General features: G+C 38.7%; 14 protein-coding genes. 11 read left to right on the forward strand and 3 right to left on the reverse strand.

The annotated features are described in order from the left end of the window. Nucleotides 1-6: 6 nt before the first annotated feature. Both DCO56_RS11350 and DCO56_RS11355 read right to left on the reverse strand, forming a co-directional pair. Nucleotides 7-1599 (reverse strand): RagB/SusD family nutrient uptake outer membrane protein, encoded by a 1593-nt coding sequence (locus DCO56_RS11350; RefSeq protein WP_108633896.1) that lies wholly within the window; start codon nucleotides 1597-1599, stop codon nucleotides 7-9. 16 nt (nucleotides 1600-1615) lie between these two features. Next, nucleotides 1616-4801 (reverse strand): SusC/RagA family TonB-linked outer membrane protein, encoded by a 3186-nt coding sequence (locus tag DCO56_RS11355; protein ID WP_219929372.1) that lies wholly within the window; start codon nucleotides 4799-4801, stop codon nucleotides 1616-1618. A gap of 114 nt (nucleotides 4802-4915) precedes the next feature. Between DCO56_RS11355 and DCO56_RS29540 the strand changes: the two genes are divergently transcribed. The 11 genes from DCO56_RS29540 to DCO56_RS30085 all read left to right on the forward strand — a co-directional run bounded on the left by DCO56_RS29540 (nucleotide 4916) and on the right by DCO56_RS30085 (nucleotide 15688). Next, entirely contained in the window at nucleotides 4916-5062 is a 147-nt protein-coding gene (locus tag DCO56_RS29540; protein WP_219929373.1) for a hypothetical protein, read from the forward strand. Between the two features lie 42 nt (nucleotides 5063-5104). Then, nucleotides 5105-9241, forward strand: coding sequence for a hybrid sensor histidine kinase/response regulator transcription factor (locus DCO56_RS11360; protein ID WP_108633897.1), 4137 nt, complete (start codon nucleotides 5105-5107; stop codon nucleotides 9239-9241). A 4-nt stretch (nucleotides 9242-9245) separates the two neighbouring features. Then, complete coding sequence (locus tag DCO56_RS29055; protein ID WP_146191029.1) at nucleotides 9246-9446, forward strand: hypothetical protein; 201 nt, start codon at nucleotides 9246-9248, stop codon at nucleotides 9444-9446. Nucleotides 9447-9829: 383 nt separating this feature from the next. After that, the gene (locus DCO56_RS11365) at nucleotides 9830-10417 is read left to right on the forward strand and encodes a Crp/Fnr family transcriptional regulator (RefSeq protein ID WP_108633898.1); all 588 of its coding nucleotides are present in this window, start codon (nucleotides 9830-9832) and stop codon (nucleotides 10415-10417) included. A 69-nt stretch (nucleotides 10418-10486) separates the two neighbouring features. Continuing rightward, the gene (locus DCO56_RS11370) at nucleotides 10487-10840 is read left to right on the forward strand and encodes a DUF4406 domain-containing protein (RefSeq protein WP_241254744.1); all 354 of its coding nucleotides are present in this window, start codon (nucleotides 10487-10489) and stop codon (nucleotides 10838-10840) included. Between the two features lie 41 nt (nucleotides 10841-10881). Then, a complete protein-coding gene (locus DCO56_RS11375; protein ID WP_108633900.1) occupies nucleotides 10882-11670 on the forward strand; it encodes a PhzF family phenazine biosynthesis protein in 789 nt (262 codons plus the stop codon). A 120-nt stretch (nucleotides 11671-11790) separates the two neighbouring features. Then, on the forward strand, nucleotides 11791-12195 hold the full coding sequence (locus DCO56_RS11380; protein ID WP_108633901.1) for an NUDIX hydrolase: 405 nt from the start codon (nucleotides 11791-11793) through the stop codon (nucleotides 12193-12195). A gap of 1019 nt (nucleotides 12196-13214) precedes the next feature. After that, entirely contained in the window at nucleotides 13215-14015 is an 801-nt protein-coding gene (locus DCO56_RS11385) for an SDR family oxidoreductase (RefSeq protein ID WP_108633902.1), read from the forward strand. A gap of 34 nt (nucleotides 14016-14049) precedes the next feature. Next, nucleotides 14050-14961: a helix-turn-helix domain-containing protein gene (locus DCO56_RS11390; RefSeq protein ID WP_108633903.1), complete on the forward strand. Its 912-nt coding sequence runs from the start codon at nucleotides 14050-14052 to the stop codon at nucleotides 14959-14961. Nucleotides 14962-15168: 207 nt separating this feature from the next. After that, nucleotides 15169-15447: a hypothetical protein gene (locus DCO56_RS29060; protein WP_146191030.1), complete on the forward strand. Its 279-nt coding sequence runs from the start codon at nucleotides 15169-15171 to the stop codon at nucleotides 15445-15447. After that, a complete protein-coding gene (locus DCO56_RS30085; protein WP_181390526.1) occupies nucleotides 15389-15688 on the forward strand; it encodes an OmpA family protein in 300 nt (99 codons plus the stop codon). The genes DCO56_RS29060 and DCO56_RS30085 overlap by 59 nt, the downstream gene beginning before the upstream one ends. 122 nt (nucleotides 15689-15810) lie before the next feature. On the opposite strand, the gene DCO56_RS11400 is transcribed toward DCO56_RS30085, so the two are convergent. Next, complete coding sequence (locus tag DCO56_RS11400) at nucleotides 15811-16368, reverse strand: TlpA family protein disulfide reductase (RefSeq protein ID WP_108634526.1); 558 nt, start codon at nucleotides 16366-16368, stop codon at nucleotides 15811-15813. Nucleotides 16369-16371: the final 3 nt, after the last annotated feature.

The raw sequence follows: 16371 nt of genomic DNA on the forward strand, positions 1-16371 counted from the left end.
AATTCTTTACTGATTATTAAATGGATAAGCCTGTGGCTCTTCTTTTAGTCTTGGATTTTGGATAAGATCATTTTCAGGATAAGGAAAGAAGATGTTGTTTGCTGTCACGACGACGGGTACTGCAGGTGCTGTGGGGTCTTCAAAAATAAGATTCCCGTCTTCATCCTTGGTAATGGAGGCTGTCGACCAGCCCCGTTGCTGATCATTAAAATATTTCAGCATTTTTTCGGGTTTGTAGCAATACCAGCTGACCATATCATACCAATTGGTATACTCCATCGCAAATTCGATGCGTCGTTCTTTGATGATGTCATCCAATGTAATGGAGGTTTTTCTCCCGATTTTGGCCCGATCCCTTACTTTGTTAAAGTAGCTTAATGCTTCACCACCGCTGAGTGTAGTATTATTTCCCAGACTAGCTTCAGCATAGGTTAAGTATACATCTGCCAAGCGTAAAATGTAGGTATTGAGTGGCGAACTCATCGACTGTACAAAGCCATCATTATCGTCATTTGGTCCGCCGATTACCCCTTTTTTTATGGATGCTCCTGCATTAGGATAAGAATAACCACCTTTATCAATGGCGATATAGGGATAGAGGGAGTGCTGGGTAAAATAGGTGGCATTTCTTCGGAGCGTATCCGCGCGTTCGTATTGTTTGAGCATGTCGATCGTTCCGTTCAGTCCGCCGCCCCAAACATTGACACCACCCGTCACATCGGATGAAAATGCCAGATCAGCTAAGAGCGTATTGCAGACGCCCCAGTCGCCAAGTGGTACCCATTGCATGGCGATAAGCGATTCAGGATTATTATTATGTTTGTATTTGAACAGATCTTCATATTTTGGATACAGCTCCAGTCCGCTATTTACACAGACATCCTGTGCGTATTCTTTTGCTTTGGCCAAATCGGCTTCATTTCGAGTGCCACCGGTTTTCCAGCCCGCGCGGGAGAGGTATACCTTGGCGAGCATACCTTTGGCGCCCCAGCTTGTTGCGCGCCCTTTATCCGCTTTATCTGGAAGGTTTTGAACGGCAAAGCTGAGATCATCGATGATAAACCGAAAAATATCTTCTTCCCGATGCCTTGGCTGCATAGGGTCTTTGATCACGGCATCATTGTTTTCGATCAATATAACAGGCCCCCAAGTTCGCAAAAGATAAAAATATGCTATACCACGCATAAGTCGTGCTTCTGCGATAGCTACGTTTTTTTGTATTTCAGTGACATTGATTGCCTTGTTTTTAACAGCGTCGATAATGGCATTCGACATCGTTACGACACCATAGAATGATTTCCAGGAATCCGAAAGCCCATCGTCAAGTGATGTCACCGTGAATAAGGTATAGGAGGGATTCATATAAGGATTATAGCCATCATTTGCCCTTAAGCTTCCAATGGCGACAGCAGGTCGCTTATTATAGTCAAACCATGCCCTGTTGTAGAGTGGGGCTGTGGCTGCTTTCAATGCCTCGGCGGATGTATAGAAGGTTGCGTCCACATAAGCACCTTCAGGCTCCCGTTCAAGAAAGCTTTTGTTGCAGGAATGTAGAACAACGGTAGCCATCAATGAGGCTATCAAGAATAGCTTTTTCATAATTCAGTATTTAATATTAAAACATGAAGTTTAAACCGAAGGTATAGATACGCTGTGAAGGATATCTCGCATAATCTATTCCTTTCAATAAAACATTTTGGTTGTAGGAACCTATTTCCGGATCATAGCCCGAATACTTTGTCCAAGTGAAAAGATTTTGAATATTGACGTATAACCTGAGGTTTTCAATTTGATATTTTTTCAAAAGCTTTTGTGGGAAAGTATAGCCCAGTGAAATATTTTTCAAGCGCAAATAGGAGCCATCTTCGATAAATCTCTTGCTCATACGGCTATTATCATTCGCATCACTGATGGTAATACGCTGAATGCTCGCGTTGGGATTGGAAACCCGTACATTGGCAATATCCTGGTCGGAACCGCTAGGATCAATCGTTTCGATATGGGCAATTCCCGTTGTTTCTTTGAGCATACCCGAATTGTTCATTGGGTTTGTAAAGTCTTTACGCAGTTGATTATAGATCTTATTGCCGTATACAGCGTTTAGAAAGATGTTCAGGTCAAATCCTTTGTAGGCTAGGTAATTGTTCAGTCCGAAGATAAACTTCGGATCCGGATTGCCTATAAAATCGCGGTCTTGCTCATCGATTTTACCATCTTTGTTTTTGTCTTCGAAGATAAAATCGCCAACCCAAATCTCGTTGATACCTATATTTTTGTCTTTGGGAAGAGCCACAGGTATTTTTTTGCCATCTTGATCTAACACCGGGTTATTGTGACTATCCTTGCGGTAAAAATCACTTTCGTTTTGGAACATGCCAATCACATTATAACCATAGAATTGGCCAACAGGATTTCCAACCTTAGTCATTGTAAAGGTTTCGGCTCCTATTTTTCCTTGAATCGCAGCAGCGTCGGTATATAGGTGCGTTACACGGTTTCTGTTCATGGAAAATGTCAATCCCGATTTCCAGAATAACCCATTTTTATTGATATTGACGGTATTTAAGCTGATTTCAACCCCTTTATTGGTCATCGAACCAGCATTAACCCAGGGGGCGGAAATAAGGCCGCTGATATAGTCTGGCAATACAGCCTGCATCAATAGATTGTCGATTTTCTTTAAATAAACCTCGGTCGTCAGTTCAATCCTGTTTTTAAATAGGCTGAGGTCCACACCTAGATTATAGGCGTTGGTCTTTTCCCATTTCAGGTCAGGATTGGGAAAATTGGAAGGATAGAATCCCGTGCCCCAGATGGATGCAGCTGAGGCCATTGTCACGCCATAGGCATATGAGCTTGCCGCCTGATTACCGACAAGTCCCCAACCTAACCGTAGTTTTAGATTATCGATTGTGGAATTTTCCTTTAAGAAAGATTCATTTTTAATCTTCCAAGCTGCCGCAAGAGAGGGAAATGTTCCCCAGCGGTTGTTGATGCCAAATTTATCCGATCCGTCTCTGCGAAAAGTAGCAGTCAGGAGATACCTATCGTCAAATCCATAATTGAAACGTCCGAAATAAGATTCAATGGCGCCCGAACTTCTTGAACTGCTATTTTTGGCTGTCTTTGAATCGCCGGCATCCAGTTCATGGACAGAATTTAAAAAATAATTAGTTCGGCTTCCAGACAATGACTCCCATCTATTTTCCTGTGCCTCATGCCCGACCATAATCGAGAGATTGTGTTTTTCGGAAAAATATTTATTATAGGTCAGATAAGTCTTAAAGTTTGTAAAAGAGCCATTACTTGCGAATCTTGCCCCTGCAGATTGTTGTTTGAAATTGCCATAATCATACGATGGCGTGAATTGGTAGGAATTGGAATAATTATAGTTTCCATTGCCTTCGATCCGAAGTACAAGATCTTTGATGGGAGAGATATCCGTATAGGCGTTGACACTGATTTGTGAACCTTTCGCATAGTTTTCCCGGGTAAGCGCTTCTTCCAAAGGGTTAGCGAAATAGGTACCATACATATTTTCCTGTTGTGTCCCCCAAGTGCCATCTGGATTTTTTGCGGGAACCTCCGGCAATTGTCGAATGGCGAGTGAAATGATTCCACCATTGTCTATGGTGTTCCTGTTTTTTGTTTTCGCCGTATAGGCATTGATGCCAACTGTCAGCCATTTGTTGATTTTCGAATCGAAGTTCATCCGTAAGGAATAGCGCTCAAAACTGGATCCTTGTGCGATGCCCTGTTGATCCAGGTATCCGCCGGTGATCGCAAATCTATTTTGCTCGGTTCCGCCGGAAATGTTCAATTGATGGTTGTGCATCAATGAAGTCCGAAAGATTTCCTTTTGCCAATTCGTTCCTTCACCTAACAAGGATGGATCTTTAAATTCCTCCCGATCGCCAAAACCGATAACTTTGCTGCGCAGATTTTGATACACCGCATATTCGCGTAGGTTGAGGACGTCCAATATATTGGGCAGCTGTTGAAGACCCACATATCCTTCATAGCCCAATTTGGTTTTTCCGGCTAAGCCGCGTTTCGTTGTAATCAGCACAACACCATTTGCTGCTCGGGTACCGTAGATGGCGGCAGCTGAAGCATCTTTCAATATTTCCATGGATTCTATATCTGATGGATTTATGGAGGAGAGCGCACTGGAATTATCTCTGGTATTGCCATCTATGGGAATTCCATCTATAACATATAAGGGCTCATTACCGCTGAACGAATTTGTACCACGGATGCTGACCGATATTCCGCCCCCCGGTGCTCCAGAATTCTGCGTCACAGAAACACCTGCAGCACGTCCCTGTAATGCTTGATCAAGTGAAGTACTGACCGATTTGCTTATATCGTCTGCCGTTACAGAGACGACAGATCCGGTTAGGTCACTTCGCCTCATTTTTCCATATCCCACGACAACGACTTCATCCATTTCGTGTATATTTTCCGTTAGCTGAATATTTTGCTGATTGTCCATTACTTTTATTTCTTGAGTATGGAATCCCAAGTGATTGAAAATGAGTACACTTCCTTTTTCTACTGAAATGGTATACCTGCCGTTTTCATCGGAAGAAGTTACCCAACTTGTTCCCTTTAGCTTAACTGAAACATTTGTTAATGGTACTCCGGTGGCCTTATTCGTAATCAATCCAGAGACATTGATTTTTGTTCCCTGAGCCTGTAAGGAGTTGATAAATAGGAAAAATAAGGCCATTGACATGAGATACTCCCAATGTCGTAATTTGGGCCAAAAAAACTTTTGAGATCCGTTTTTTGATTTCATGGTTAATTTAAGTTTATAATTTGATATTGGTTATTTTCCCGAGAAAGGGATGATTAAAATTAGGAATAGCAAATTGTATTAATAGGGTTCAAATGTTGCAGATAAGAGGGTAAAATGTTTATAAAACTAGGTGTATTAGCGATTGTCGAGAAGGTGCGTCCGGTAATCCCGATGAATCTTTTTCAGGAAAGTAGGTTTGGTAAGGTGTCCAAATGTTTCAGGTTAGGGTATAAAATGATTACTTATGCTGTAAAGGTTTGATAAAATCTGTATTTTAACGCTTAGTTCTTGAGACGATAACCAATGAAACATCTATTCTTTCTGATTTTACTTTTTTTTACCATATCCAGCTTTGGGCAAGCTTATAAATTTGCGCAATTAAATACGCGTAATGGAATTGTTGGAAATGAGGTGGTTGCTATCCATAAAGATAGTAGAGGTTTTGTATGGTTTGCAACCAATACTGGTCTAAATAGATACGACGGTGAGCGAATCAAAGTATTCAATCGGAGCAGCGATGCACTGGCGGATACCCATTATGATGCAATGAAAAAAATTGTTGAAGATGAAAAAGGGAATCTCTGGATGCAGGGCAATAAGTATGTGATGTTTGACTGGCGTAAGGAGGTTTTTGTCAACAATACGGATTCGATTCTTGAACAGATGGGTCTTCCTGCAAATCCCGTTTCGATTCAGATAGATCAACTTAAAAATTTCATTGTTGCCTATGCGGATAAAGGGGTATATAAATTTGAACCAAAAACGAAGAAACTTGTTGCCTATAAACCGTTAAACGATCCAACGACCATCTTATCTACTGAGATCGTCGAGATCGCGGTAAAAGGTCTATTCGTGTGGATACTCCATAAAGATGGGCTACTGGAGCGTTTAAATTGCAGCACCGGAAAAGTCGATTTACGTAAAAATCAGCTGACGCGTACACCGATAAACTCTTTGATTCCCAAACGCATTTTTATCGATTCAGACAATATGGTCTGGATATATCCCGGGCTGAATAATAAGGGGGCAGTTTGCTATAATGAGACAAACGATCAATGGCAGCAGCTCGATATCGACAGTAAACCGGCACTTTCCAATTCATTTGTCCGCGGAATCATATCGGATCATCAGGGATTATTATGGATTGCAACTGATCATGGGGGAATCAATCTATTTGATAAAAAAAAGAATACAGTCAAGGTCATTCAGCACGAAGAATACAACAGCAGTTCACTTGGTCAGAATTCCATCGTCAGCCTGTATTGTGACCCCGAGGGAATCGTTTGGGCGGGTACTTATAAAAACGGGGTTTCTTATTATCATCCGGATATGTTCAAGTTTCCAAGTACGGCAATAGGAAATGGATCCAGTCGTGGAAATACTATTTTTGATTGTAGCAGCATCATCAAAGACAAAGATGATAATCTGTGGTTAGGTACCAATGGTAAAGGGCTTATCAAGTTAAATGAACAAAGTGGAGAAAGCCATTTTTTTAGGAATAAACGTGGCGACGATAGCAGTCTATCTTCGGATATTGTAACTGCTCTTTTTGAAGATCATACAAAAAGAATATGGGTGGGAACATTTATGGGCGGCTTGAATGTGTATGATGGCCAGAGATTTACGCAGTATAAAGTGGAGGGGAAAAATAGAAAAGGCCTTTCTAACCTGAGTATTTATGGTTTAACGGAAGATTCGGGTCATCATCTATGGATTGCGACGCTAGGAGGAGGGATTGACCGATTAGATCCCAGCCGCAGTATATTTAGTAATTTTAATAGAGAAAATAGCAAGTTACGTTCTGATTTCATGTTGTCAGCCGCTCAGGGTGCGGATGGCATGATTAGCTTCAGTTCGGATATCGGCGTGTATAAAATTGGCTCTGATCAGACCATATTACCCTATTTCTCAAATCCTGATTTTCAGGATAAGGCATCAGCCGTGCCTGTGTACCAGCTTATGAAGGATTCTAAAGGACGTATTTGGCTGGCAACAAAAAGGGGAATAAAGATCTTCGATGGTAATCGAGGCGGCTGTACTATACTGACACTGGCAGACGGTTTATCCAGTGATGACGTACGCTCATTGGCCGAGGATCAAGATGGATATATTTGGGCGGGTACAAGCTATGGACTCAACCGCATACAATACATGTCGAGTGAAGGGGGCAAACATAAGAGCATTGTTTTGGCCTTTGATCTGAGCGATGGGCTGACAGGTATGGTTTTTAATCCCAATGCGGTATACACGGATAAAACAGGTAAAATATATATGGGTACCACGGAAGGCTATGTGGGCTTTTATCCAAGAAAGATTCCTGTCAATAAAAGTGTTCCCCGTGCACGCTTCACTGAGTTGTTATTGTCTAATGAACTCATAAATCCCGGTGATAAAAGAAATGATCACTTGGTGCTTCCCCGTTCCATTGTAGACCTCGACCAGATCGTCCTCAAATATAATGAAACAAATTTTACCATTCGTTTTTCGGCATTCAACTTTATACATCCTGAGAAAAATAGATATAGGTATAAATTGGAAGGTATTGATAAAGAATGGATAGAGACATCCCGTAGTACCGGATTTGCATCCTATTCTAATCTTAATCCAGGCCATTATGTGCTTAAGGTCTATGCAGGCAACGAGGACAATGTTTGGTCACCGACGGCCATAGTGATGCATATTATAGTCAAACCGCCTTTTTGGTTTTCCTGGTGGGCGATCGTTTTTTATATCATGGCTTTTATCGGGCTTGTCCGCTTTTTTATTCGGTATCGTTTAAAGCGAAAACAGGATCAACTGGACCAAAATGCACGTATGTTGGAAGCGGATAAACTGCATGAAATTGACCAGTTAAAATTGAAGTTTTTTACTAATATCAGCCACGAATTTAAGACACCCTTGTCACTGATCATCAGCCCGCTCGAGATGTTGCTGAAAGATTCCACTTATCCCGAACAACGCACAGTATTGGGGGTGATGTATAAAAATGCACAAAAACTGCTGACAATGGTCAATGATATATTGGATTTTAGAAAACTCGATCAGGACAAAGCGAGGCTAAATATATCGTCGGGCAATATCGTCGAATTTGTAAGAGAAATCTGCACATCATTTCTATCTATAGCTGCTGAAAAATCTATCAAATTGACATTCACGGCCAATTATCAATATGTTGATATGCGATTTGATAAGGATAAAATGTATATGGTGTTGTCAAATCTAATATCCAATGCTTTTAAGTACACAAAGAACAAGGGACATGTGGATGTCCAGATTGATATATCCGAGATGGTTGTCGATCATCAGATTGACAAACAGTTGATTATCCGTATTTGTGATACTGGTATAGGGATTGCAAAAGAAGATTTGGATCTTATTTTTGACCGTTTTTATCGAATCGAGTCCAATGAGACGCATGGTATAGCGGGGACCGGTGTTGGACTTCATATTGTCAGTGAATTTGTGAAACTGCATTCTGGCACCATCGAAGTTGAAAGCGAACTGGGTAAAGGGACAACCTTTACAGTCTATCTGCCTATGCCAAATGAATCTTATAGCGTAAACAAGCAAGACGTAATCTATTCTGGTGCTGAAGTAGAACAATATGATCAGGAGATCGCCGAAAAAGAGAAGGAAACGTTTATGGACGCAGGCTCTGGCATCTACACGCTGCTGATTATTGATGATAACGAAGATTTTCGTTTGTTTTTAAAGGACCTGTTTAATCGCGATTACAGGATTCTGTCTGCAAAGGATGGACAAGAGGGATATAATCTTGCTGTTGAACATATTCCGGATATTGTTCTTTGTGACGTGATGATGCCAAATGTGGACGGATATGAGTTTTGTCGAACGATTAAGCAGGATATAAGGACTTCGCATATCCCAGTTGTGCTTCTCACTGCAAAGTGTTCGGATGAAAATCAATACCAAGGTATGGAAGCAGGTGCTGACGCCTATATTTCGAAACCTTTTAATATCGATATTCTTCGTGTCACCCTCGCTAACATTGCTAAAATGCAAAAGCAGCTTCAGCAGAAGTTTAGATCGAAAATTGATATTTCGACAACGAAGCCCGAGATCGTTTCAATGGATCAGAAGTTTATACAAAAAGCTGTTTCCATTGTGGAGGCCAATATTGCAAGAACAGATTTCTTGGTTGAAGATCTATGCCAGGAAATGGCGATGAGCAGAGTGAATTTCTATAAAAAGATCCTCGCTTTGACGGATAAAACACCATCGGAATTTATTCGTTTTATTAGGCTAAAAAGAGCGGCGGAATTGCTCGAAAAAAGTCAGATGTACGTGAATGAAGTTGCATTTCTAGTCGGATTTAATGAAACCAAATATTTTAGAAAATATTTCAAGGAAGAATTTGGAATGACGCCGAACGAGTATAAGAAAGTCATAGCAAATAATATACAGGAGTCTGGAAATTGATTTCATGAGCTCGAGGAAGGAGGCCATTTTGTCGCAAAAGACAGACAGACACCACCGACCATTCAGCAATAACAAAAGATGCAGTATTTCGGATCCGGCGATATTATCGCCCTATGATATGGAGCGTTGGTCTGACCATCCGTGGAGATGCGATCACTGGCTGTGCAAACTCAGTGATCTTTATCTCTTCGACCGATGGCGTTAAAGTAACGAAGCGTCGAATCGAGATGTGTAGCAATCGTTCCTGTAGGAGGAATTTGAGTCCTAGCGTTTATCAATGAGACAGAAAATAGAATAGTTTAGATAGGAGCGGTTTACTCCGAATGGATAGGCATCCAAATTAATGTGACATTCATGATGGCAATTAGAAAAATTTGATAAGAAATCTGCTACAAAAGTTTCAAAATTAGCTTCCATTTTATAGTCGCTTTGGCGTTGTTGTTTAATAGATTACGAAATCTACTGTCTTTTTTCGGTATTGTTTTTTCTATAGAATAGTTTAGGCTAAAATAGTTTTCTATTTCCTATTTTAAAGTTTATTACAGTAATTTTAAATACGAAATCGCAAAAAAAATCAGATAAAAGAGTATGAATCATCAAATAATCCAAGAAAACATCAGTAAACATATAACTTTAAATGAGGCGGAATTCTTGGTGTTTTTATCTCGGTTAAAAAAAATACAAATACCCCGAAAAAGTATAATATTGAGTCAAGGACAATTGTGTGAAAATATCTATTTTGTTGAGTCAGGAGCATTACGTGCTTTCTTTCTGGATGAATCCGGTAAAGAAGCCACTATTATGTTTGCTATTAATGACTGGTGGGTAACTGACATGTACTGTTTTATTAATCAAAAACTGGCCATGTTAACTATTGAGGCTATAGAAGATAGTGTAATTTACCAATTAAAAAAGAGTGATTTAGATTATTTGTATATAGCCATACCGCAATTTGAGAAATTTTTTAGGATTCTGATGCAAAACGCATACATAAGAGAACAGCTGCGTGTAATTCAAAACCTTTCGTTATCAGCGGAGGCGCGCTATGAAATATTTGTTGGCAAATATCCGGAGGTCGCAAAAAACGTAAAGCAAAAGCAAATAGCTTCCTATTTGGGAATTACCCCCGAATTTTTGAGTATGATTAAGCATAAAAAGGGAAAAGGCTTAAAGTAGTTTATTTTTTTTTCAACGAAATGGTCGTTAATTTGTGTCTGTAGACTAATAAATAAAACGATGCTTATAATGATTTCAGGTCCATATCGAGGTGGGACCAATGATGACCCAACATTAATAAAGAATAATCTAGATAAATTGGAGGAGTTCGCTTTGGACATTTTTAATAAAGGACATGTTCCTATAGTCGGCGAATGGCTTGCACTTCCGTTAATTAAGTTAGCAGGATCGCAAAAGATTGGAGATGAACAATGGGATAGAATTCAGTATCCTGTTGCCCATCGGATCCTAGAAAAATGTGATGCCGTTTTGCGGATCGAAGGTGAATCAAAAGGTGCAGACCAAGACGTTAGGCTGGCGAAGGAAAGGGGGCTTAAAATCTACTATCATATTAATGAAATTCCTACTTCTGAGCAGGCTTAAGCTTACATTATATATTAAAAAACTAAATAGATAGATAATCAATGAAATTAGAATTATTTCAGATAGATTCTTTTACAGAAGAAATTTTCCACGGAAACCCAGCCTGTGTTGTTCCATTAAAAAGGTGGTTGCCTGATGAGTTACTTTTAAAAATAGCCAAAGAAAATGCTGTGGCTGAAACTGCGTTCTTTATTGACAACGGTAGTACCATCCATTTGAGATGGTTTACACCTGAGATTGAAATGGATCTATGTGGACATGCTACCCTCGCCGCAGCACACTGCCTAATTTCACATTTAAATTATAATAAAAGCCGAATTATATTTGAAACGCAAGTCGGAGAATTAAACGTTGATATAAAAGATGGCATTTATTATATGGATTTCCCATCAAGAATGCCGGAACCCTCAACTCTTCCGGATATTATAATCAAGTCGCTTAATATACAGCCTATGGAAATCTTTAAGTCAAGAGATTATGTTCTATTATATAAATCTGAGGAAGATATAAAAAATATAAAAATTGAAAGATCCGTTTTTGACCTTATCAACCTGGATCCGGGAGGAGTGGTTGTGACAGCGACAGGTACCGATAGTGATTTTGTTTCAAGATATTTTACTCCACAATCAACAATTCTTGAAGATCCGGTAACAGGATCAGCATATTGCTCACTTATTCCGCTTTGGTCATCAAGATTAGGAAAAAATAAGCTTTTCTCCCGCCAGCTTTCAGAAAGAGGAGGCCAGCTCTACTGTGAGGACAAAAACGAAAGAGTAATTGTGGCTGGCAAAGCCAGAACTTATTCAATGGGACACATTTGGATAGAATAGAAGAATGATATCCATGGTTAATAACTTAGCAAACTATTAGGAAGTTTAGGAGTGCATAATCTCTAATTCTGAAATTGACTTAAAACGTTACGTAAAGGGTAATTTTACAAAAAAATAAGAATGGATAATAAGATAATAGATAAAGTTGCTTTAATCAATATTTTAGATAAAAAAGTATTGGTGGCACTTTCCAAATTTAAATTAAAACTTTATTTGCCAGGTGGTAAAAGAGAGTCCGATGAATCCGATATTGAATGTTTGAAGAGAGAAATAAAGGAAGAATTGAATGTAGAGATTAAAGAAGACTCGGTCCGTTATTTTGGTACATTTGAAGCTCCTGCCGACGGAAAGGATGCTGGGATCATGGTTAGGATGAAATGTTATTTTGCTGATTACTCAGGTGTGCCGGAAGCTGCAAACGAAATCCACTCATTTGAATGGATAAATTATACTGAAAAGCATAAAGCTTCTGCCGTAGTAAACTTGATATTGGATAAACTGAAAGAGCAGGATCTGATTGATTAGTTTAAAATCTGTACTGCTTTGCATAGTAATAAAAAAATGTTTTAATTTATTGGGCAAGTGAATATTTAACTATTTATGCCCGTGAAGGCGACTGCTTTTCAATAGATTTCGCATGCTCCTGTAACGACACTTCTTATTTGTATCTTGATATTAAGTTTGAACAACCAACAAATACCAAAAATCAATGCAAAACATCATTGGTATGCTATTATTGTACGGATCGCAGCGATAGTATTGATCGTTAACAAAACAAAGGGCTAAATCCAGACAATGCATAACATCACTCATCCACTGAAATATATCTAAAGATGTAAGAAATAAAGAGGCACAGAAATATACCGTCGATACGCATATATCTCAAATATATCACATAAGTATCTCTATGTTGTTATTTATGGATAAACAGTGCTTAATTTGATTCGTGCCTACTGTATTATGAATATTGTCCGCTTAAATCAAGTTCCTAGTTGCTAAGGAGTGGTAAGTACCGATCAGACCATTTTTTCCAGCGGAGGCTACACGAACTGATAAATTTGATGCCATAGGTAACCTAGTTACATTTAGAGTTGCACATTCTGCATGATGTGGGTCCAATGCAAAAGCTTACCGATTGGGTTTTTAAATTTTGAGGTGGTCCATGACTAATTCTTTTTTTGATTATCCGCCGAACATTTGCGTAGTTCAGGATAGTATATTTGGTTTAGCCCGACATGAACAAACGTGTTCTGTTGGGCTCTTTTTTTTCTAAAAGTAGAGGTTCCGGTTAGATTAAGGGCTAAAATATAGTGCCTTGATAGGATTATTTGGTTGGTTGTTTTGATTTATTTGGGATAAGATTTTTTAAGAGTTATTCCAATGGCCGGTAAATCAAAACCAAGCTTGATTACTGTAAACATGAAAATTAAAGTGTCAGCAAACTACTTATAGGTCCATTTTGGATACAACTGTCCCCAATTTGGACACGTTGAAGTTTTTATTTCCAACGACATTTGTATTATTAAAATATCAACAAGGAAACAATGTCAAAAACAATTTTTATTACAGGAGCTTCAACAGGTTTAGGGAAAGCTACTGCCAAATTATTTCAAGGCAAAGGGTGGAACGTAATAGCAACAATGCGGACCCCTGAAAAGGAAACAGAACTTAGTCAATTAGAAAACGTAACTATTTTACCGCTTGATGTTACTAATCCTGATCAAATCAACGAAACTGTAGCTAAAGCTATCGAACTGTACAATATCGACGTGGTGTTCAACAATGCAGGATATGGACAAAGTGCTGCATTGGAAGGCGTTTCAGATGAGCAGATCGTAAAGATCTTTGATACTAACGTCTTGGGGACAGTACGTGTTACGAAAGCGTTCATTCCCCATTTCAGAGAAAAGAGAAGTGGCTTGTTTATTACCACCACATCTCTAGCCGGAGTGGTCGGTTTTCCTCTGGTGTCTGTCTATAATGGGACTAAATTTGCCTTGGAAGGTTGGAGTGAAGGACTGTCTTATGAATTGTCTATGTTCAATATTGGTGTAAAAACAGTAGCTCCAGGTGCAATTGCCACAAAATTTAACGATAATATAGACAATGTCATCCACCCGGCATATCAGAACTTGGAGAAAAAGATAACTGATGTATTTAGCGGAATGGCAAGTGCTGCTTCAACTGCCGAACAGATTGCTGCAGTAGTTTATCAGGCAGCTACTGATGGCAAGGATAAGGTACATTATGTGGCAGGTGCAGATGTAACTGCAACAGTTGCAAGACGTGATGAAATTGGTTCAGAAGAATTCAGAAAAGAGCTTAGCAAACAGATTTTGGGATAATCTATTTTTGTATATTAGTGTTATATTTTTTGTTATGTATCATATCAATTCTATATCAGAATATCTCAAGCTATTGTCTTTGCCAGAACCATTGCATCCACTTGTAAGCGTCGCTGATGTCTCCAAAACACGGCTTGTTGAAAGTGATGTATGGAAAAAATTTTCCTTAAACTTTTACTGTATTTCGTTAAAAAAAGATATCGCTAAAAAGCTGAAATACGGACAGCGATATTATGATTTTAACAAAGGTACGATGACCTTTCTCGCACCGAATCAGGTCCAGTCGCTTGAATTTGATGAGGTTAAAATGATCAATGAAAATTGTGGTACAGGATATTCTCTGCTGTTCTACTCTGATTTTTTGCAAAAACACCCATTGGCTAATATCATAAAAAACTATGATTTCTTCTCCTATGCAGTAAATGAGGCTCTCCATCTTTCTGAGCGGGAAGAAAAGAATATCATTGAGATTTTTCAAAAGATTGCCACAGAATACCAACATATCGACCAGCATACACAAGATATTATTCTTTCACAAATTGATTTGCTTCTGAATTATTGTAAGCGGTTTTACGACAGACAATTCATTACAAGAAAGGCTGTGAACAACGATTTGTTATCGCAAATGGAACAGATATTAAATGATTACTTTGACAGTCAGGAAGGTTTGCGGAACGGACTTTTAACAGTAGATTCGGTTGCCAGCAAACTCAATCTTTCACCTCATTATTTGAGTGATATGCTTCGCTCTCTTACAGGACAAAATGCACAACATCATATTCACGAAAAGTTGATTGAAAAAGCAAAGCAATATTTGATTTCAAGTAACTTATCTGTCTCTGAGATTGCTTTTCAGTTAGGTTTTGAATACCCGCAATCTTTCAATAAGCTATTTAAAAAGAAAACAGCGATGTCCCCTTTAGAATTTCGTCACACATTTAATTAGTGTTTGGCCGAAGCAAAACCTGAATACAATTTATTGTTGCCACACTTATTTTAAGGGACACACCTCACTGAACTACGGAAAAATTGAAGTTAGCTTATTCATAAGGGGCCCCGGTAAATAGTATTGTAAGCCAGTTAAAGTCTCAGAATTTTCGAAACTGGATTGCCTGGTATATGTTATTATATTTGTCTATATAGTAAAAAAGATATGAAGTTGACAGAGAAGTTAAAAACATATTTGCAAGATAAGGTAGATGAAGTTTTGCCTAAATATCAGGAAGAATATAGAAGTGTTTTGCAGGCTTTAGGGTTCAATTCAGCAATAAACGGAAGCTTTGTTGAATTCATGAGCGTATATAGTGATGAACATTATGGTAAATTAGGACTGATTCATGATATAATGTATGATGATCTGTCAGATATTGAAAATGGAGTGTCAAAACAACTTTGGAATAATAACGTTCCTAAAAAGTACATCTCTTTATAATCTTAATAATAAGAGCCTTAAACTATCCATTGACGGCCATATTGACAATGAAGGACCTACGGCACACAACATGCAGCTTTCACAACAGAGAGCCGAAGCAGTATTAAAAAGTTTATTGGCAAAAAATATTGCTAAAGATCGTTTGAAATCTCAGGGTTTCGCAGCTGAAAAACCTTTGGCTGACAATAATACCGAAAAGAACAAAGCAAAAAATCGCCGAGTTGAATTGATTAAAATGTAAGTACAGATCAAGTCATGTCTAGAATTGTGATAATTTTCGAAGACTCGCATAGCGCGAGACTAATGTAGGCCAAATACAAAATAGAGAAGCCATTTGGCTCCTCTATTTTGTAATAAATCTGATTATTCGCCGATTAAATCATCTAACAAAACTTTGATATCAGGAGCAGCGTAATCTCGCCCTCCTTCTATCCGCTCCTTAATTTTTCCATCCTTACCCAAAATTACGGTTGTAGGAATGGAGTTCCCTAAAAATGTTGGTGGTATAGGTGTTTCTGGCATATAAACAGTCAGGTCATATTTATTGTCTTTCATGAAAGAGACTGATTTTTCCAGGTCAGCATCTACATCGACCATGAGGAAAACAATATTTTTATTTCTTTCGTACTGTTTCTTTAAATCATTGATCGATGGCAATTCTTTGATACAAGGAGGACACCAGGTGGCCCAGAAATTAATGAAGACGACTTTTCCTTTCAGATCCATCGTCGAGATAGACTCTCCATCTTCGTTTTTAAAAGATACAGGATCTGTGTTTTCATTTGTGGTTGTGATCATTTCTTTTTCCGAAATATTCGTATTTTCATTTTTTGTACTTTTTGAATTTCCGTAGGCTGTCAGTGCAAATAAACAGGTCGCAACGACAATCATCGTTAAACTATCTTTTTGATGTACTTTCATTTT

It is taken from the genome of Sphingobacterium athyrii, from assembly GCF_003071065.1.
Taxonomy (GTDB): domain Bacteria; phylum Bacteroidota; class Bacteroidia; order Sphingobacteriales; family Sphingobacteriaceae; genus Sphingobacterium; species Sphingobacterium athyrii.